The following is a 20,152-nucleotide window of genomic DNA, read 5'->3' as shown; positions in this document are numbered from 1 at the left end:
GCTAAATAACTATCAAAAATATGCAGAGCAAGAACCAAACAGGAAAATTCATTACCTTTGAAGGCATAGACGGTGCCGGGAAATCGACACATATCGCCTATGTCGCCGGACGACTGCAGGAAAAACTGCAAGGGCGCGGCATAAAAGTTATTTGTAGTCGTGAGCCAGGTGGCACACCTCTGGGTGAAACCCTGCGTGAACTTCTGCTGCAGCACAAAATGCATCTGGAAACTGAAGCTCTGCTGATGTTCGCCGTCAGGCGTGAACATCTGGCGCAATTGATACAACCAGCACTTGAACGAGGTGACTGGGTGATTTCTGACCGCTTTACCGATGCTACTTTTGCATATCAGGGTGGTGGCAGGAAATTACCACTGGATAAACTGAATGCGCTGGAACAATGGGTGCACCCCGGTTTGCAACCGGACCTGACTCTGTTGTTTGATGTGCCACTGGAAGTTGCCAGGGCACGCCTGGATGCTACCCGTGAGCTGGACAAGTTTGAGCAGGAAAAGGCAGATTTCTTTGCCGCCACCAGACAGGAATACCTGCGTCGTGCGGCAGAATTTCCGCAGCGTTTCAGGATCATCGATTCGACTCAAAGCATTGCCGACATACGTTTGCAACTGGATACATTGATGGATGAGCTGCTCGATAGCGCTCAATCAGCAGCATGACCCATCCACTCTACAGCTGGCAGCAAGACGCCTGGCAACAATTGCAAGCACTGGGGCAACGTCTGCCGCATGCCTTTCTCTTGCATGGTCCGCAGGGTATAGGCAAGACGGTGTTTGCCGAACACCTGGCGCAATCGCTGCTATGTGAAAGCCCGGGTGAAGGCGGTCACGCGTGCCAGCAATGTGGTTCATGTGGCTGGTTCACCCAATACAGCCATCCTGATTACCGTCGCGTACGACCAGAACTGCTGGATGAAGATGAGGCGCAATCTGGTGAGGCAGACGCAGAACCTGTCAGCAAGTCAGCCAAGGCCAGCAAGGCACCATCTAAAGAGATTGTCATCAATCAGATTCGCGCCCTGTCGGATTTCATGAATATATCTACACATCGCAGCGGCAGAAGGGTGATTGTCCTGTATCCAGCTGAAGCGCTGAATGTGCCAGCTGCCAATGCCTTGCTGAAATCGCTGGAGGAACCGAATCCTAATACCGTATTTATCCTGATATCAAACAGCATAGACCGGTTGTTACCGACCATCTTGTCACGTTGCCATAAATTTCCACTTGGTTTGCCTGATCCGGCCATCGCCCTGCAATGGCTGCAACAGCAAGGTGTGCGGGAAGCCGATGTCTGGCTGGCGCAGCAGGGTGGGGCACCGTTGGCAGCCTTTGAGATGGCACAATCGGATTTGCGTTCAGATCTGGATGAGTTTTTGGGATATCTGAGCAAGCCAGGTACGGAACTTAGTCTCAAGACTGCCGATAAAATGCAGAAAATGGATATGCCAGTCGTCGTTGGATGGCTACAGCGGTGGCTCTACGATATATTTTCCTATAAACAAAGTGGCAGAATCCGGTATCATCCTCGCTATGAAAAAGAGTTGCGAGCCTTATCATTGCAGGCGGATGAAGCTGTTTTGCAAAAATTCATCAAGAATTGCAATGAAAGACAGGCAATAGCCAGCCACCCTTTATCAGCCAAATTATTTTTGGAAGATATGTTGCTGGAATACTCGGCACTATTTGATTAAAGCATCGCGAAAGCCAGAAAATGTCAGATTTACCAGCAGATCCCAGTGTTCCGCTCAATATACCCTCGCCCAATCGTCCTTCGGTGTTGTCTTTGGCCATCAAGGAAAAGGCGGCCTTGTTTGCTGCATATATGCCATTTTTGAAAAATGGCGGCATTTTTGTTCCTACCAATAAAAGCTATCGCCTGGGCGAAGAGATTTACCTGATTTTGACTCTGCTTGATGACCCGAACAAATATCCGATTGCTGGCAAAGTGGCATGGATTACGCCAGCCGGAGCTGGCAACAACAAGTCGCAAGGCATAGGCGTGCATTTTCCAGATGATGAAAGTGGCACTCGCATACGCCTGCGTGTGGAAGAACTGCTTGGTGCAGCGATACGTTCGTCCAGAGCGACACATACACTTTGAGCCTGAACAGATGTCGCAAGCATTTACACACCGCCTGGCACGCTTTGAAGACTTGCCGCAAATCGTTGCCATTTATAATTCAACCGTAGCATCGCGTGAGGTTACTGCTGATACTGAACCTGTCAGCGTTGAATCCCGTCATGCCTGGTTTCATGAGCATTATCCTGAATCCCGCCCGCTCTGGGTTTGTGAGCAGGATGGACAGGTCATAGGCTGGCTGTCGTTTTCCAATTTTTATGGCAGACCGGCCTATTCAGGTACTGCCGAATTGTCGATTTACCTGCATGAAGCATCCAGAGGGAAAGGCTTGGGACGGTATTTTTTAAACCAGGCTATCGCTTTTGCACCTTCCATTCATGTACATACCTTGCTTGGTTTTATTTTTGGTCACAATTTACCCAGCCTGAAATTATTCGCTGCATTTGACTTTGAAACCTGGGCCAACATGCCACGCGTCGCTACACTGGATGGCATAGAACGCGATTTAATCATTCTTGGCAAGCGTGTAGCCTAAGCTGTCGGTATCGTCGACGCGGCTCCTGTAGCTTCACCTTGTTGTCATTTTTAAACGACTTGCGATGCGAGCCGTTGTTTCTTATTTTTTGAAGGTTTTTCACTATGCTCAGCTATCGTCACGGCTTTCATGCTGGCAATCATGCCGATGTCCTTAAACATTTTGTCCTGATCCAGTTACTGGAATACATGGGGCAAAAAGACACGGCCTATACTTATATCGACACCCATTCTGGCGCTGGCTTGTATTCCCTGGATAGCGGTTATGCCAGCAAGAATGCAGAATTCGAGACCGGTATTGCCCCCTTATGGGACCGTAAAGACCTGCCAGAGGCAATGCTGTCCTACATGAAGTTGATCAAGGACCTGAACCCCAGTGGCAAAATGCGCTATTACCCCGGTTCGCCATATTGCGCGAATGCCGTCATGCGTGAGCAGGATCGTTTGCGTCTGTTCGAGTTGCATCCCAGTGAAATCAAGATACTTGCTGAAAATTTTCGCAAGCTTGATGCCCATGCTGCCGAGCAGGGCAGGCGTCAAACCGTGCGTGGCAAGCGCGTGATCATTTCTGCCGGTGACGGTTTTGAAAGCATGAAAGCATTGTTGCCGCCACCCTCACGTCGTGCTCTGGTGCTGATCGACCCGCCATATGAAGTCAAGGATGATTACCGGCGTGTCAAGGTTTGCCTGGAAGATGCGCTGAAACGTTTCCCTACAGGTACGTTTGCAGTCTGGTATCCAGTATTGCAAAGGCAGGAATCCCGCAGCCTGCCTGAGAAACTCAAGCGCATGCAGGCCAATAGCTGGCTCAACGTGACACTGTCCATCAGCGGCCCATCGCCTGATGGTTTTGGCCTGCACAGCAGCGGCATGTTCATTCTTAATCCCCCTTGGACCCTGGTTGCTACCCTCAGAGAGGTCATGCCTTATCTGGTCAGTGTTTTGGGTAAGGAGACCGGTGCTGGTTTTGTTCTGGAGTCTGGCGACGGACCCGTAACCGGTAAACGCTGAATTAAGTATGGAGGAAGCGGGCAAAAAACGACAGGGAGAGTGCAAAACTCGCTTTTCGGATACAAGTCCAGTTTCATGATTGTTGCGATGCGGAAGAGAGATTCTTCCGCATTTTTGTTTATGGAGACAGTAAAACAGGAAGACTAGGGACAGTACTGGTTGTGCGTTGCGGAAGAAATACTCATTGACGGATTAGTACGGTCGTACAAAAATCGGTAAAGAATAAAATTCAGCCTGTCAGGTGATCAGCAAATTAATTCATAACGTCGCACATTTCAGGAGAACAAATGTCGTCTTACCCGATGAGCCCTTTGATGGGGCAAATGATGAGCAAGCCAATGCTTATTTCCAGTCTTATTGAGCACGCCGATCGTTATTTTGGGAAAAACGAAATCGTTTCTCGTCGCGTTGAAGGTGATATTCATCGCTACAACTATAGTGAATGCCACAAACGTGCCAAAAAACTGGCGAACGCCTTCGCCGGGATGGGTGTCAAAATAGGCGACCGCATTGCGACACTGGCCTGGAACGGTTACCGGCATCTGGAAGCCTATTACGCAGTATCTGGCTCTGGGGCAGTCCTGCACACCATTAACCCCAGGCTGCATCCAGAACAAATTGCCTATATCGCCAATCACGCCGAAGACCAGTATCTGTTGTTTGACATGACTTTCTTGCCCATCGTGCAGGCGATTGCCAGTCATTGCCCCGGCATCAAGGGTTACATCATGATGTGTGATCATGACAAACTGCCTGTAGACAGCAAAATTCCCAACCTGATGGCGTATGAAGACGTGATCGACGCCAATAGCGATGACTTTACCTGGCCGGTATTTGACGAAAATTCAGCCTCCAGCCTGTGCTATACCTCTGGTACTACAGGTAATCCAAAGGGGGCGCTGTATTCACATCGTTCCACCATCCTGCATTCTTATGCTTCATCATTACCTGACGGCTTGAACGTGTCCGCCCGCGACTCCATCTTGCCGGTAGTACCGATGTTTCACGTCAATGCCTGGGGCTTGCCATATTCTGCGCCGTTGAACGGTTCCAAACTGGTATTTCCCGGCCCACATCTTGACGGTAAATCCCTGTATGAATTGTTCGAGCAGGAGAAAGTGACTTTCTCGGCTGGTGTTCCCACGGTTTGGCTGGGACTGCTGACTTATGTGGCACAAAACAATCTGAAATTTTCCAGTTTCAAACGCACGGTGATTGGCGGTTCAGCCTGCCCACCAGCGATGATGAAAACCCTGCGCCATACCTATGGTGTGGAAGTGGTTCATGCCTGGGGCATGACTGAGATGTCGCCATTGGGTACGGCAGGTACGCTGATGGCCAAACACACTGATCTGGGGGAGGATGAAAAACAGTCCATCCTGGAAAAACAGGGGCACGTATTGTATGGTGTTGACATGAAAATCGTGGATGACGCTGGCAAAGAATTGCCATGGGACGGTAAAACCTATGGCAATTTGCTGGTCAAGGGACAATGGATTATTGACCATTATTATAAAAACGAAGGTGGTGATGTACTTGAAGATGGCTGGTTTCCAACCGGTGACGTGGCGACCATAGACGGTGATGGCTACATGCAGATCACTGATCGCAGCAAGGACGTGATCAAGTCCGGCGGCGAATGGATAGGCACGATAGACCTCGAAAACGTGGCGGTATCACATCCGGCAGTTTTACAGGCAGCTTGCATAGGCGTCTTTCATCCTAAATGGGATGAGCGTCCATTGTTGTTGGTAGTGAAAAAGCCTGGGGCAGAAATCAGCAAAGAAGAGCTATTGCAATATTTTGATGGTAAGGTCGCAAAATGGTGGTTGCCGGATGATGTCGTGTTTATCGACAGCTTGCCTTTGGGTGCGACTGGCAAAATTTTGAAAAATAAACTCAGGGAGCAATTCAAGGATCATAAACTACCAACTGCATAGGAAGTGGCAAGCTGAAAGCAGGGTACTTTAAATTCTGCTTCAGTTTGTGAAGTGCTTATAAAACGAAAAAAATCTAGATTCCAAACGACGAGAATACCGGAGAGAGACAAATGAAATTTCCTTTACGTGCAAGCCTTGCAGCAGTTGCTTTAACCTTCGCCGTACCAGCGGCCATGGCAGATACCATCAAGATCGCTTATATCGATCCACTGTCAGGTCCGTTTGCACCAGTTGGACAAAATATCCTTAATTCTTACCAACTCATTGCGGATAAAGCGAACGCAGAAAAATGGGCGGGGGATAACAAATTTGAAGTGGTCGGTTTCGACAATAAAGGCAGTCCGCAAGAATCTCTGAACGTGTTGAAAGCTGTCATTGATAAAGGTTTTCGCTATATCACGCAGGGTAACGGCTCGGGTGTAGGTTTGGCATTGCTGGATGCGGTTAACAAGCACAATGAACGCAATCCCGGTAAAGAAATTGTTTACCTTAACCATGCGGCGGTTGACCCGGACATGACCAACAGCAAATGCAGTTTCTGGCATTTCCGTTTTGACTCCAATTCGGACATGAAAATGGAAGCCTTGACCACCTTCATGGCAGCCGACAAGAATATTAAAAAAGTCTATATCATCGGCCAAAACTATTCCTTTGGTCATCAGGTAACGCGTGCCGCCAAAGAATACCTGGCACGCAAACGTCCTGATATACAGATCGTTGGTGATGACTTGCATCCTATTGGTCAGGTCAAGGATTTTTCTCCCTATGTGGCAAAAATCAAAGCTTCTGGTGCTGATACAGTCATTACCGGCAACTGGGGGGCTGACCTTGCCTTGCTGATCAAGTCAGCCAAAGATGCAGACCTGAAAGCTAATTTCTATACTTATTATGCTGCGACGACCGGCGTGCCAACCGCCATGGGTGCCGCAGGTGTAGATCACGTGAAATATGTGGCTTACTGGAATGCGAATAATGAAACTTTCTCTGGCAAAGATATCGTTGAAAGCTTCAAGGCCAAGTACAAGGATGACTACTACGCGATTGCAACCTATTCGGTTATCGCTGCAATGTCCCAGGCTGTCAAGCAGGCCAAAACCATTGACCCCGTGAAAGTGGCTTTTGCTCTGGAAGGTTTGAATTTCAAAAGCCTTAATGGCGACGACATGATGCGTAAAGTGGATCACCAGATCCAGCAGCCGCTGTATATTGCTACCTGGGTCAAAACTAACGGCAAAGATGTTAAGTTTGATCAGGAAAATACCGGCATGGGTTGGAAGACCAATCAGAAGATTGATTCCTTCGTGGCTTCCCAGCCATCTTCTTGCCAAATGAAGCGACCTGGCTAAACACCCGAGAGAAGAGAGTCACTTCTATAGTGCACTCTCTTTTTTTATCCATAAATAGTACGATCGTTCAAGAATTTTCTGAAAAGGATCTTTGCTGTGGAATTCACACTGATCACTTTGTTGAATGGTGTCAGTTACGGCCTGCTGTTGTTTATGCTTTCGTCCGGACTGACCCTCATATTCAGCATGATGGGCGTACTTAATTTCGCCCATGCCAGTTTTTATATGTTGGGAGCTTATTTTGCCTATGCGATCAGCGCCAAGATTGGTTTCTGGCCAGCCCTGGTACTTGCGCCTTTGCTGGTTGGTTTTCTGGGAGCTATGGTGGAGCGTTATGGTCTGCGTTCAGTACATAAATACGGTCACATTCCAGAACTGTTGTTTACCTTTGGTTTGTCGTATGTGATTGTGGAACTGGTGCAACTGATCTGGGGGCGCTCAACTGTGCCTTATCCCATACCGGCAGCATTGGATGGACCCTTGTTCACGATATACACCACTACCTTTCCCATGTATCGCGGTTTCATGATGTTGGTAGCCTTATTGATGCTGGCATCGATTTACCTGTTGTTGACCCGTACCCGTATCGGCTTGGTGATACAGGCAGCGCTGACGCATCCGGATACGGTCGAGGCATTGGGGCACAATGTGCCACGGGTTTTCATGCTGGTGTTTGGTGGCGGCTGTGCTTTGGCTGGGTTGGCAGGTGTGGTTGGTGGCAATGCTTTTGTCACTGAACCAGGCATGGCAGGCACGCTGGGCAGTATTATTTTTGTGGTCGTGGTCGTCGGTGGCATGGGTTCCTTGGCAGGAGCTTTTGTGGCATCGCTGTTGATTGGTATCTTGCAAACCTTTGCGGTGGCGCTGGATTACTCATTTGTTTCCCTGTTCGCGAAGTTTGGCATGTTGATCACAGTTGGCGCACCAGGATATGCCTTGCTCAGCCTGACCATTGCCCAGGTAGCGCCGATATTGCCTTATCTGTTATTGGTACTCATCCTGATTTTCAGGCCCAGAGGTTTACTCGGTACTCGCGAAGGATAAAAGATGAGCAAACCTTTAGTGTTCAAACCCATCAATATTGCACGCTGGCTGATCTGGAGTAGCTTTGCGATTTTGCTGATTGTTGCTCCCTTGATTTTTAATGCAGGCGGATCATTGTCTTTACTATCCCAGATTGGCACGCTGATGATATTCGGCCTGTCTTTCAATATGTTGTTGGGGCAGGGGGGCATGCTGTCTTTTGGTCATGCTGTGTATTCCGGGTTGGGGGCGTTTTTTGCCATCCACACCATGAATCTGGTAGCGGCTGGAAGTTTGGTATTTCCTATTACATTGATACCGCTGATTGGTGGCATTGCCGGCATGTGCTTCGGCATTTTATTCGGTTATGTTACGACCAAAAAATCAGGCACGACTTTTTCCATGATCACTCTTGGTATGGTGGAGCTGGTGTTTGCCTGTTCGCTGATGTTCCCTAATTTTTTTGGTGGTGAAGGCGGCATTTCCACCAACAGGGTCATCGGTCAATCGTTTATGGGTATTACGTATGGACCACAAATCCAGGTGTATTACCTGATCGCGTTTTGGTTATTTATCAGTACCGTAGGCATGTATGCCTTCACTCAAACACCGTTGGGACGTATCGTAAATGCAGTGCGCGACAATCCTGAACGGGTGGAGTTCGTTGGTTATGATACCCAATGGGTACGTTATCTGACATTGATTTTATCTGCATTTTTTGCCGGTATCGCCGGTGGATTGTCAGCCATCAATTTTGAGATCGTCACTGCTGAAAATGTCAGTGCTTTGCGTTCTGGCGCTGTACTGCTGTTCACGTTTATTGGCGGCATAGGTTTCTTTTTTGGCCCCATGATAGGTGCGATACTCGGTGTATTCCTGACTGTCATGCTGTCTGATTTGACGAAAGCATGGCAATTGTACCTGGGCGTGTTCTTCATCCTGATCGTCATGTATGCCCCTGGCGGTGTAGCCAGCATCATCATGATGAATCTCCGGGTAGCCAAATTTGGTATGTTCAAACGGGTCTGGCCTGCCATGTGGAAATTGGTACTGGCTGCAGCATTTACGGCGTTTGGTGTGATCGTTGCCGTAGAAATGCTGTATCAACGCACATTGGAAGCAACCCAGAGCTCAGTCATCAACCTGTTTGGTGTGACCGTAGATACGGCCAGCAGCACTGCATGGCTGGTGACTATAGCTATCATCGCTGCAGGCATCTTTGCCTGCACAAAACTTAAAGGGGGCTTTAGTCATCACTGGGGCGACGTCAATTCGGAAATTGAAGAGCAGATGCGGAGGGCGCAAACATGAGTGGCTTTTCGCTGGAATTGAAAGAAGTACGTAAGTCTTTTGGTAGTGCAGAAATTATTCGGGGCGCCAATTTACAAGTACCGAAAGGCGAACGTTTTGCCATCATTGGTCCTAATGGAGCGGGAAAATCCACGTTGTTCAACCTGGTATCGGGCCGCTTCCCGATTACCTCGGGTGATATTTTGCTCAATGGCGAAAGCATCAGTTGCCTGAAACCCTATGAAATCAATCGTCGCGGCTTGTCACGCAGCTTCCAGATCACCAATATCTTCCATCGCCTGTCGGTGTATGAGAACTTGCGCTGTGCGGTGCTGTGGTCGCTCGGATATAAATACTCTTTCTGGCACAGGTTAAATGGTTTGAAAGATGCACATGAAAGGGCCGAGGCAGTACTGGAGCAAATTGGCCTGAAGCGTAGACGCAATATCACGGCAGGTCTGCTGACTTATGCTGAACAGCGGGCGTTGGAAATTGGTATCACCATTGCTGGTGGGGCAGAAGTCATTTTGCTGGATGAGCCGACTGCTGGCATGAGTCGGTCCGAGTCAGATGCCGCGGTGGAATTGATACGCAAGGTCACCGTCGGCAAGACCCTGCTGATGGTCGAACATGACATGAGTGTTGTGTTTGGTCTGGCCGATAAAATCGCCGTGGTGGTGTATGGTGAAGTCATTGCTTGTGATACACCGGCCAATATCCGCAATAATCAAAAAGTCAAAGATGCCTATTTAGGTGGGCATGCACCGGCGGAGGTTGAATGAGTCTGCTCACGATAAAAAATCTGAACGCCTTTTATGGTAAGAGTCATGTCCTGCATGGGGTAGACATGCACGTCAACCCTGGCGAAATTGTCAGCTTGCTGGGTCGCAACGGGGTAGGGCGTTCAACCACGGTAAAAGCCACCATGGGTCAGGTGGATGCGACAGGTTCCATCATGTTCAAAGGGGAAGAGATTATTGGTCTCAAAGCCTTCCAGATTGCTCATCGCGGTTTGGGTTATGTGCCTGAAAACAGGGATATTTTTCCGACCCTGACTGTAGAACAAAACCTGATACTGGGTGAAAAATCCGGCCGTGACAAAAATAGCAAGCCACGCTGGAGTATGGAAGACATGTACCAGATGTTTCCCCGTCTGCGTGAACGCAGAAACACTCAAGCTGGCGTCATGTCAGGTGGTGAGCAGCAGATGCTGACACTTTGCCGCACTTTGATGGGTGACCCGGACCTGATTATGATCGATGAGCCGACTGAGGGGCTGGCACCAAAGATTGTGGAACTGGTGGCTGAATACCTGAAAGAATTGAAAAATCGCGGTATCTCTGTCTTGCTGGTAGAACAAAAGCTGGCGATAGCCCTTGAAATTTCACAGAGGGTGTACGTAATGGGGCATGGCAGTATCGTGTTTGAAGGTAGTCCGGCTGATTTGCGGGCGAATGAAAACATACGCAAGGAATGGCTGGAGGTTTAAGCCTTCATCCGACGAGGGCAACAACAGGTCATTGTCCACCTCCCTAAGTTATGCAGCTTATGATGACTGGGAAGGTGAATGCCTGTATGTCGTATGCGCCAAACCTGCCGGACGCAGTATTGAATAGCTATCAAAAAATTTTTGAATTAAAATAATACGATCGTTCTATTTTGAGGTATAGTAAGGACAGCATCGCTTTTACATCCTGCTTTACAGATACCAGACAGTTGCCGGGCCATGATGCCAGGCAAACGGGAATCCAAACCGCATTTCTTAATATAGGAAGAGACATGAGCGCAGAATACCAAGTGAATGGCAATATTGCCGTGATTACCCTGAATAACCCTCCTGTGAATGGTCTCGGTCATTCCACTCGTACGGCAATCGTTAACGGGATGAAACAAGCCCTGAATGATGATGCTATCAAGGCCATCGTGATTACAGGTGCAGGCAAGGCATTTTCTGGCGGTGCGGATATCAAGGAATTCAATTCCCCGAAAGCATCTGCCGAACCTAGCCTGCATACTGTTATCAATGTGGTGGAAGGTTCTACCAAACCCGTGGTCGCGGCGATACATACCGTCTGCATGGGTGGTGGCCTGGAACTGGCGCTGGGTTGTAATTACCGTGTTGCCGCCAAAGGTGCGCAGATAGCCTTGCCAGAAGTTAAACTGGGTATTTTGCCGGGTGCCGGTGGTACACAGCGTCTGCCACGCGTACTGGGCCTGGAAATGGCTTTGAATATGATCGTTTCCGGCACACCTGTACCATCTGAAAAACTGGCGAAGACTGCTATTTTCAATGAAGTAGTTGAAGGCGACGTGTTGGCGGCTGCATTGGCATTTGCAGCCAAAGTAGCCGATGTGCGTCCATTGCCCCGTGTACGTGATATCAAGATTGATTACCCTAACTACGAAGCTTACCTGCAGTTCTCACGCAATACTGTGCGCGCCATGGCAGGGCCTTTCCCTGCGCCTTTGAAATGTGTGGAAGCTGTTGCCGCAGCAGTTACCAAGAAATTTGATGATGGCATCAAGTTTGAACGTGAGCTGTTCATTGACCTGGTACAGACTACCGAATCCAAAGCCTTGCGCCACGCCTTCTTTGGCGAACGTGCTGCCAGCAAATTGCCTGATGTGCCGGAAGATACACCGACACGTCCTGTCAAGTCGGTTGCCGTCATCGGTGCAGGCACCATGGGTGGCGGTATTGCCATGAATTTTGCGAATGCAGGCATACCTGTAAAGATCCTGGAAATGAAACCGGAAGCGCTGGAAAAAGGTCTGGCCACCATCCGTAAAAACTATGAAAACACACTGAAAAAGGGCAAGCTGACGCAAGAGAAGTTTGAACAGCGCGTAGGCCTGATCACTGGCACGCTGGTCTATGAAGACATCGCGCAGGCAGATATCGTGATTGAAGCCGTATTCGAAGACATGGGCGTGAAAGAACAGGTTTTCAAGAAGCTGGATGAGGTCATGAAACCGGGTGCCATTCTGGCGTCGAATACTTCTACACTGGATGTCGACAAGATTGCCGACTTTACCAATCGTCCTGAAGATGTTATCGGTACCCACTTCTTCAGTCCGGCCAATGTCATGAAATTGCTGGAAATCGTACGTGGCAAGAAAACTGCCAAAGATGTGTTGGCAACCGTATTGGGTCTGTCCAAGAAAATCAAGAAAACTGGCGTGGTATCTGGCGTTTGCGATGGCTTCATCGGCAACCGCATGATTGAACAATACAGCCGTCAGGCCGGGTTTTTGCTGGAAGAGGGTTGCACGCCAGAGCAGGTTGACAAGGCTGTAGAAAAACTGGGCTTTGCCATGGGGCCGTTCCGTATGGGCGACCTGGCTGGTAATGATATCGGCTGGTATATCCGCAAGCGTCGTTATGTAGAAAAGCCACAGATCACTTATTCCAAAACAGCGGACCTGCTGTGCGAAATGGGACGCTACGGTCAAAAAACCGGCGCTGGTTGGTATGACTACAAGCCGGGTGACCGTAAAGCCTATCCTTCTGCCATTGTGAATGACATGATCATCAAACATTCTGCTGATCTGGGTGTGGAACGTCGCAAGATTTCTGACCAGGAAATCGTCGAACGTCTGATATTCTCTTTGGTGAATGAAGCGGCTTATATTCTGGAAGAAGGTATTGCAACCAGAGCATCGGATATCGACATGGTCTACCTGACCGGTTATGGTTTCCCTCTGCATACTGGTGGCCCCATGTTCTACGCTGACACAGTAGGTTTGACGAACGTGGTCATGTCCATGGAGAAATATGCCAAAGGTCGCCATGGCGACGCCTGGAAACCGGCTCCACTGCTGGCCAAACTGGCAGCAGAAGGCAAGACCTTCAACTAGGTTTTACTGGAGCATATTGACTTGGGTCAATATGCTCTGAAATTGAGATAAGTCCAAAAAAAGCAGGTGGTAATATGTGAGCGGTTGATTTTTCCATGCATATGGAATGATCAATCGCTTTTTTGTTGCCTGATCATCTGAGTAAGTGTTTTTCCAGCTGCGTCTGCATGATCTGGTCTGAGTTAGCATGGTTAAATTGAGGTTGAAATGAGTTGTGCCCACAAATTCAATGATGGACACAAAAATTCTAGCAGCCATTTCGTCACACGTCCTGCCAACCGGGCGACGACTTCCTGCCCCGGTGCCACGCAGATTGCGTCTGCTTGAAAAACACTCCGCTTCCGAGTGCTGTGATACCATAATCTGGCAAGACGATGGTTAGCTCTAGATTGCAGAATGAGATATTGTGAAGAATAAGTTGAATGATGGAAATACGCAGGGCGGGACATTGAAGGGTATTGGCAGGTTTGCCGGTCTCTTTGTAGCCGCTGTTTCATTGCTGATAGTACCAGTGGCGTCGATTTTGGCGGCCACTTCCGGCGAGCGCGGTGAAGGAGTGGACCGCACTGCACGGGCTAATGCCAGCGTCATGTTGGAAGAGCTCACCAGCACTGAATTGCGAAGTCGCATCGAGCACGGTGCGACCACTATCTTGATCCCCATTGGCGGCGTAGAGCAGAGCGGCCCTTATATTGCGCTCGGCAAACACAACGTCCGTGCCGGGATTATCGCGACCATGATTGCCCAGAAACTCGGTAATACAATGGTCGCGCCAGTGGTGTCCTATGTGCCGGAAGGTGCTGTCAATCCACCGACCGGTCACATGCGATTTAGCGGTACGATTTCTATTCCGCCCGCAGCCTTCGAAGCGCTGCTTGAGGGGGCTGCAGCAAGTTTTCGTCAGCACGGCTTTCGTGACATCATCTTCATTGGCGACCATGGCGGTTATCAGCAAAATGAAGTGAATGTGGCGCAAAAGCTGAACCGCGCCTGGGGTAAGGATGATCCTGCCCGCGCTTACGCGCTGCTCGACTATTACGATATTACCCAGACTGCGTTTATCGACGACCTGAAAAAACAAGGCTTCAGCGCCGCCGAAATCGGCCTGCACGCAGGATTGAGTGATGCCTCTCTAATGCTCGCCACCGCGCCGTCGATGGTGCGTGTCGATGCGATGGTTCACGGCCCAAAGCCAGGTGTAGCTGATGGTGTACGCGGCGATGCCACGCGCGCCACTGCTGAGCTGGGTCGGCTGGGTGTTCAGCGCCAGGTTGATACTACTGTGAATGCCATTAGAACGATCCTTCACGAACGCCACCACTAAGCGACCAGCCATGCAGGCATTTCATCAAAAAGATTAATCGAATAGAGTAACGACACCATATGAAAGCTACCTTAAATACCATCAATACGGCGCGCTTTGGCAGCCACACACAGCACCTGGTTATTACCAGTCTGGGCATAATCACGTTGTCGGCCGTGGGGCTGTGCAGCTACCATGCTGTCGCCAAGGCGGCGACTGCGGTCAGTGCGCCGACTGTGCCAGGAGTCTATTCCCCTTTGCCAGGCATGCCACTGTTGAGTGATCCCAAGAACGTCTATGGTGACACCGGGTCTGGTCACATGAGCGCAGTCGTCAAGGATCATCTGGCACGCGTCTATGTACCTAACCTGCGTTCGAACGATGTCTATGTAATCGATCCGGAGACGCTCAAGGTGGTTGACAAGTTCAAGGTGGGCATCGGTCCTCAGCACGTCGTACCTGCGTATGACCTGCGGACGCTCTGGGTGGCCAACAATGCTGAGCGTACCAAACTGGGTAGTGTGACGCCGATAGACCCACTTACTGGCAAGCCGGGCGCGTCGGTGCCGGTGGAAGATCCGTATAACATGTATTTCACACCGGACGGCAAATCCGCCATCGTGGTCGCCGAGGCAGTGCACCGCCTCGACTTCCGCGATCCAAAGACCATGGCGATGCAGTACTCTATTGACGTGCCGTCTTGTGGTGGCATCAACCACGCCGATTTTTCTAACGATGGTCGCTACGCCATCTTTACCTGCGAATTCGAAGGCAGCATCGCCAAGATTGACCTGGTTGGGCGCAAGGTACTGGGTTATCTGAAGCTCAAGATGCCATCTTCGCGTTATTCCGAGGCGGTGCCGGTGGGTGGGCCTGCAACTGAAATCTGTACCAGCGCAAAAGGTATGCCGCAAGACATACGCATTTCACCGGACGGCACAAAGTTCTACATCGCTGACATGGAAGCTGACGGCTTGCACGTCGTCGACTTTGCCTCGTTCAAAGAAACTGGCTTCATTTCAACGGGCGTAGGTGCACACGGAATCTACCCTAGCCGCGATGGCAAGCAACTGTATGTGGCTAACCGTGGCACTCATCTTATCCACGGCAAGCGCAAGGGGAAGGGCAGTGTGAGTGTGGTCGATTTTGCTACCGACAAAGTGGTCATTAACTGGCCCATCCCCGGTGGTGGTAGTCCCGACATGGGCAACGTCAGTGCCGACGGTAAATATCTCTGGCTGTCTGGCCGTTTCGATGACGTGGTATACCGTTTCAACACCAGCAGTGGCGACGTGCAGCAGGTCAAGGTTGGCCAGGAACCGCACGGTTTGACCGTATGGCCACAACCTGGCAGGTACTCGGTGGGTCACACTGGCAACTTGCGTTAAGGGGCGTTGGATGATCTGGTGATTGAATGGGTCTGGTGTGGTGGTGCTATCCGTTGTTGTCGCAGGGATTGTCGTTGGTGATTTCGGCGCTCTTACGGTGAGGTAAGCGTCGGATCAACTTTCCACAAGCCTATGTTCGATCATGCCTGGTGTAGGCTAAACTGTGCTGACAATGCTGGCTTTGCGCTTACTCATAAAAATCAGTTGGCTATGCTGATACGCCCCACGATGGCCGCCGGGTTCTGGTCGTCGATGTCAATGCGCGTACCAAATTGTTCACTCAGCGATTGTAATGTGATGAGGATGTTTCTGGCATGGGTACTGTCGGCCAGCGCGGGCAAGCCTCGTGTTTGCATGAACGCTGGCTCGGCACCATTTTCATTGAGAGCAACGGGTGTCAGTTTGATGGACTTGATGGTTTGTGGGGTTGCGCTGTCATATTCCAGTTCGGCCATCACCGATTCCCACACTTCAGACTGATAAAAATTGACTTTCCTTGTCTGAAAAATGAAATTACCTAAACCGTAGAAAATTGGTTTTCCCTGGTAAATTTCTATGCCTTGCAAGCGTGGTTCACCATGCGCAAAATACACGTCGGCACCGCGTTCTATGCAGCGATGCGCAAAGTCAATGCGCCATTGCTCGACGCCACCGGCTGTGTTGACCTGTTTCTGATTCCAGTGGTGGTTGTGGTGATAGGTGACTACCACTGCTTGTTGCTTGCGTGCTTCGGTTATGCTGTCTTCTATGCGTTGTTGATCTTCGCGATCGATAGTGTTGGCAGTATCATCCTTGACGGACAGGGTATTTGTTCCCACGGATGTTTTCTTTGCCTGCAGTTTTACCTTGTCGGTGGCAAAGGCAATCAAGGCAACTGAGGCAAGCTGTTGAGCAGGCAACTTGCTGGAATTGATTGGCAGATAGCGAGGTGCGCTCGCCGCAGTTTCATCTCCGACACCGGCCAGAGGGATGTTCAAATCCCGGAACAGGGCGATCAGCGCGGTGATACCCCGCGAGCCATTGTCGCTGACATGGTTGTTGGCAGCCGCGAACATGACTTGATTGGGGGAGAAACGGATTTTCTGTGTAATCAGATTGACGATGCTATCGCGATCTACTTCATGAAAAAAATCGCTGTCTTTGTCGCGTCCAGGCGTTGCTATTTGGTCTGCGCCGATTTTCAGTGCTGATTCCAACTCCAGAATCACAGTTTCGCTGCTGCGCATGACTGCGAATATGCTGTCCAGCTGTCGCCTGATCTTTTGCAATTCCACATTATTGGCAAACTCTGGCGCGTCATAGTTGCTCAGGTTATGCTGTAGCATGACCTGGCCAGTCAGTAAGATGTGTCTGTTTTCTGCCAGAGCAGGGGTGGTCTGACAGATCAGAACAAGTGCCAGAGCGGAAAGGGCGGATCGGGTGACGCGCGCATGTTTTCTCATGACTCACCTTTATACGCAGGAATGATGGGCAGTACAACATGCGAAGGTCGCGCACCGCCGCAAAAGACCACATTATGAGCAATTTTTAATGGCCCACTTACACCTTCTGCTGCGCCGGTATTGGGATTGCAGTCGAACTTGGGAAAATTGCTGCTCGAAATATCGATGCGTATTTTGTGTCCGGCTTTGAAGATATTGCTGACAGGGAATGCATCAACCGTGACCTGATAGGCCGTGCCAGGCACCATCATTTCTGGTCGCTCCCAGGATTTGCGATAGCGGACACGTCGTATGCCATCCGTGAGTATCATTTCATAGCCGTCCGGATAGTCGGCATTTGGTGGGTAGACATCGATCAACTTGACTGTGAAATCAGTATCCACGCAGTCTGAACTTATCCATAACATCGCACTGATAGCACCAGTGATTTCAACATCTGCACCCAGTGGTGCCGTCTGGAATACCAGTATGTCGTCACGCTCTCTGAGTGGTGCGTCGGATGCATCGCAAAAAAAGATACCCGGGCCACAACGCTGGTCGTAGGCGCCGCCCACCATCAATGGTTCGCCTGAGGTAACAGCACCACCGATGGTCGGCACCGGTTGTCGCGGGTCGTAATCATATTCCAGTTGTGCCTGTTCTTGTTGTGGTAAGACCGACGACAGCATGCCGTCCCGATGCAGGTAGTAGACAGTTTCGTGTGTTCGTTGCAGCGGCCATTCAGATTCAACGCGCCAGTTGCCACCGTGTTCCATGCGTCCTGCCGCATTTTTGCGGCCACTGCCACCACCCATCACGAAGATGCACACTTTGGGAATGGCATTGTCATCACCTGATACATTGTTTTTCAGATAGCGTTCGAACCAATGCAGGCGCAGCGTCAGGAAATCTGGTGCCAGATTATTGTCCAATGTGGCGGCAGGGCCAAAATCGACATCGCCGGCATAAGTCTGCGAGCGGTTGCCATGTGTCCAGGGACCAAGGATCAGGCAGGAAGGGCCTTTGCCTGCTGCCATCAGACCCATGTAATTGGTGCAGGCCGTGCGCGAATAGGGATCGTACCAGGATGACATATGCACCGTGGCAGCTTCTGGGAATTGCGCATAATAGCCTTCAGCGTACAGGCCAGGTTGTCGCCAGTAGGCATCAAATGTGCCGCGCCGCCATTGGTCGAACAGATAATCTTCATACTCGGGCGCCAGGCTTAACGGTGAGGCACCTGGTTGCCACTGTGCGATGCGGCGGAACCAGTCTTCAATATCCAGTGAGGCGAGTGCATCATATTTTTCTTTGTCACCGAGTATGCCAGGGCTTTCCATTGCCCGCTTGATGGCCCACGTAATTTGTTTCAGCTCAAATGCGCCGCCCTGGCGTATGCCACCCTGATAAGCGTTCGAGAAGCCACCTGAATCCAGGAACATGGCGACTACTCCAGGTGCGTTCATACTGCCCAATGCCGCCTGAGTATGCGCAGCATACGACAGGCCCTTGGTGCCGATACGCCCGTTCGACCACGGCTGCTCAACGATCCAGGCGCAGGTGTCGTAACCATCTTCGCCATCGCTGGTGTACTTGACGAATACACCTTCTGACTCGTAGCGCCCGCGACAATCCTGGTAGACCACTGCATAACCATGGCGCACAAAGAATTCGGCAATGGTCGACCGGCTCATGGGTTGCGACTCAGTCAACGTGCGTTCGCTGCGACTGGGCTCGGTTTTTCCATAGGGGGTGCGTTCCAGTATTACCGGGAAACGCTGTGTCCGGTCGGCGGTTTTCGGCAGATAGATATCGGTTGCCAATTGGATACCGTCGCGCATGCTCACCATGACATTGTGTATCACGGTGACTGCGTCGGCAGCGGTATGGATGGCAGCCGGCACCGCATCAACGACAGTATTGTCGGCTGCGGTATGGGTGGATCTGAATAACATAGCTTACTTTCAAATATTTGTTTCGGTCCGAGTACAGCAAAGCCACGAAAATTACGGAGGACGGCGGAGCATCACAGTTCCGGCAAATTCTTATTGGCAAAATAGTGCTTGGTCTCTTTTAGAAATTCTGTAGCCAGGCGGCTGGGTGTTGACAGCGACGAGGTGACGAACGCATATTCATTGCTCAGTATCGGTTCGAAGCGACGCATGACCAGACCTGGCCGCATGTAAAATGCGGCGAGCAAGCGGTTGACCAGCGCTACACCTAGTCCGCGTGCGGCAAAGGCGCAGGCAGAACTGACCGTGTGCGTTTCGATACGGGCATCTGGTTGCACACCAGCACGGGAAAATGTCGAATCTATGGTGGCGCGGGAATTCTGCCCGTAACCCAGCAAGATCAACGGTTCGCCACGTAACAGTTTTGGCGTCAGTGTGCGGTGGCTAGCCAGGGGATTGTCTGCCTGCAGTACGCATACCGTTTCATTGGTGCAGACCGGGTCCTCACGCAAGTCATCACGATTGACTGGCACGATCAGGAACCCGCCGTCAACGGTCCGTGTAGCGATCATTGACTTCGCCACTTCACGGCTGTGCGAATCGACTGAAATGCGCACGCGGGGAAAACGGGCGCTGAACGTAGCCACGATATCGGGCAAGATACCTTCGCAAAAACTCGGTGGTGCCACCAGTTTCAAGTGACCGATACGAAAACCGGAAATATCGCTGACCAGACTCTGGATGCGTTGAAATCCATTCAGTGACAGTGAAACTTCTTCGTACAGCAGCAGCCCATCCTGTGTTGGCACCAGCCGGCCATGATCGCGATGGAATAGATCGAAACCGATCAATGCTTCCAGCTGTGCCAGTTGGCGGCTGACGGCTGGCTGCGACATGCCTATGCGAGTGGCAGCAGCAGTCACAGAACCCGTGCGGACAATTTCGTAAAATGCCCGCAGGGCTTTCAAATTGAGCAGGTCTTCGTTCAT

The 20,152-nt window shown here is 50.5% G+C and carries 17 protein-coding genes; 14 read left to right on the top strand and 3 right to left on the bottom strand.

The window, feature by feature from the left end; all coding sequences use genetic code 11:
- The first annotated feature begins 20 nt into the window (after nt 1-20).
- The 14 genes from tmk to AC1RVX_RS18820 all read left to right on the top strand — a co-directional run bounded on the left by tmk (nt 21) and on the right by AC1RVX_RS18820 (nt 15,790).
- On the top strand, nt 21-677 hold the full coding sequence (gene tmk, locus AC1RVX_RS18885; RefSeq protein WP_493218147.1) for a dTMP kinase: 657 nt from the start codon (nt 21-23) through the stop codon (nt 675-677).
- Nucleotides 674-1,708, top strand: a complete 1,035-nt coding sequence (gene holB / locus AC1RVX_RS18880) for a DNA polymerase III subunit delta' (protein ID WP_493218146.1) — start codon at nt 674-676, stop codon at nt 1,706-1,708. The genes tmk and holB overlap by 4 nt, the downstream gene beginning before the upstream one ends.
- 20 nt (nt 1,709-1,728) lie before the next feature.
- The gene (locus AC1RVX_RS18875) at nt 1,729-2,118 is read left to right on the top strand and encodes a PilZ domain-containing protein (RefSeq protein WP_493218145.1); all 390 of its coding nucleotides are present in this window, start codon (nt 1,729-1,731) and stop codon (nt 2,116-2,118) included.
- Between the two features lie 10 nt (nt 2,119-2,128).
- A complete protein-coding gene (locus tag AC1RVX_RS18870) occupies nt 2,129-2,632 on the top strand; it encodes a GNAT family N-acetyltransferase (RefSeq protein WP_493218144.1) in 504 nt (167 codons plus the stop codon).
- 104 nt (nt 2,633-2,736) lie between these two features.
- Nucleotides 2,737-3,642 carry a 23S rRNA (adenine(2030)-N(6))-methyltransferase RlmJ gene (locus AC1RVX_RS18865; RefSeq protein ID WP_493218143.1) on the top strand — a complete coding sequence of 302 codons (906 nt, stop codon included), beginning with the start codon at nt 2,737-2,739 and terminating at the stop codon, nt 3,640-3,642.
- Between the two features lie 287 nt (nt 3,643-3,929).
- Nucleotides 3,930-5,582 (top strand): 3-(methylthio)propionyl-CoA ligase, encoded by a 1,653-nt coding sequence (locus tag AC1RVX_RS18860; protein WP_493218142.1) that lies wholly within the window; start codon nt 3,930-3,932, stop codon nt 5,580-5,582.
- A 110-nt stretch (nt 5,583-5,692) separates the two neighbouring features.
- Nucleotides 5,693-6,928, top strand: coding sequence for a branched-chain amino acid ABC transporter substrate-binding protein (locus AC1RVX_RS18855; RefSeq protein WP_493218141.1), 1,236 nt, complete (start codon nt 5,693-5,695; stop codon nt 6,926-6,928).
- A 96-nt stretch (nt 6,929-7,024) separates the two neighbouring features.
- On the top strand, nt 7,025-7,972 hold the full coding sequence (locus tag AC1RVX_RS18850) for a branched-chain amino acid ABC transporter permease (RefSeq protein WP_493218140.1): 948 nt from the start codon (nt 7,025-7,027) through the stop codon (nt 7,970-7,972).
- A 3-nt stretch (nt 7,973-7,975) separates the two neighbouring features.
- Entirely contained in the window at nt 7,976-9,262 is a 1,287-nt protein-coding gene (locus tag AC1RVX_RS18845; protein WP_493218139.1) for a branched-chain amino acid ABC transporter permease, read from the top strand.
- Nucleotides 9,259-10,023, top strand: a complete 765-nt coding sequence (locus tag AC1RVX_RS18840; protein WP_493218138.1) for an ABC transporter ATP-binding protein — start codon at nt 9,259-9,261, stop codon at nt 10,021-10,023. Before AC1RVX_RS18845 ends, AC1RVX_RS18840 begins: the two co-directional genes overlap by 4 nt.
- Nucleotides 10,020-10,730, top strand: a complete 711-nt coding sequence (locus AC1RVX_RS18835; RefSeq protein WP_493218137.1) for an ABC transporter ATP-binding protein — start codon at nt 10,020-10,022, stop codon at nt 10,728-10,730. Before AC1RVX_RS18840 ends, AC1RVX_RS18835 begins: the two co-directional genes overlap by 4 nt.
- Nucleotides 10,731-11,020: 290 nt before the next feature.
- Entirely contained in the window at nt 11,021-13,099 is a 2,079-nt protein-coding gene (locus AC1RVX_RS18830) for a 3-hydroxyacyl-CoA dehydrogenase NAD-binding domain-containing protein (RefSeq protein ID WP_493218136.1), read from the top strand.
- A 406-nt stretch (nt 13,100-13,505) separates the two neighbouring features.
- Nucleotides 13,506-14,423 (top strand): creatininase family protein, encoded by a 918-nt coding sequence (locus AC1RVX_RS18825; protein WP_493218135.1) that lies wholly within the window; start codon nt 13,506-13,508, stop codon nt 14,421-14,423.
- Nucleotides 14,424-14,482: 59 nt separating this feature from the next.
- Nucleotides 14,483-15,790 carry a YncE family protein gene (locus tag AC1RVX_RS18820; RefSeq protein WP_493218134.1) on the top strand — a complete coding sequence of 436 codons (1,308 nt, stop codon included), beginning with the start codon at nt 14,483-14,485 and terminating at the stop codon, nt 15,788-15,790.
- A gap of 200 nt (nt 15,791-15,990) precedes the next feature.
- On the opposite strand, the gene AC1RVX_RS18815 is transcribed toward AC1RVX_RS18820, so the two are convergent.
- From AC1RVX_RS18815 to AC1RVX_RS18805, 3 genes are all read right to left on the bottom strand, one after another.
- Nucleotides 15,991-17,232 carry a CapA family protein gene (locus AC1RVX_RS18815; protein WP_493218133.1) on the bottom strand — a complete coding sequence of 414 codons (1,242 nt, stop codon included), beginning with the start codon at nt 17,230-17,232 and terminating at the stop codon, nt 15,991-15,993.
- Complete coding sequence (locus tag AC1RVX_RS18810; protein WP_493218132.1) at nt 17,229-19,166, bottom strand: CocE/NonD family hydrolase; 1,938 nt, start codon at nt 19,164-19,166, stop codon at nt 17,229-17,231. Before AC1RVX_RS18810 ends, AC1RVX_RS18815 begins: the two co-directional genes overlap by 4 nt.
- A 71-nt stretch (nt 19,167-19,237) precedes the next feature.
- Nucleotides 19,238-20,152 (bottom strand): LysR substrate-binding domain-containing protein, encoded by a 915-nt coding sequence (locus tag AC1RVX_RS18805; protein ID WP_493218131.1) that lies wholly within the window; start codon nt 20,150-20,152, stop codon nt 19,238-19,240.

The organism is Undibacterium sp. GW821-FHT11B02 (assembly GCF_058808955.1).
This window is presented reverse-complemented; position numbering and strand designations above follow the sequence as displayed.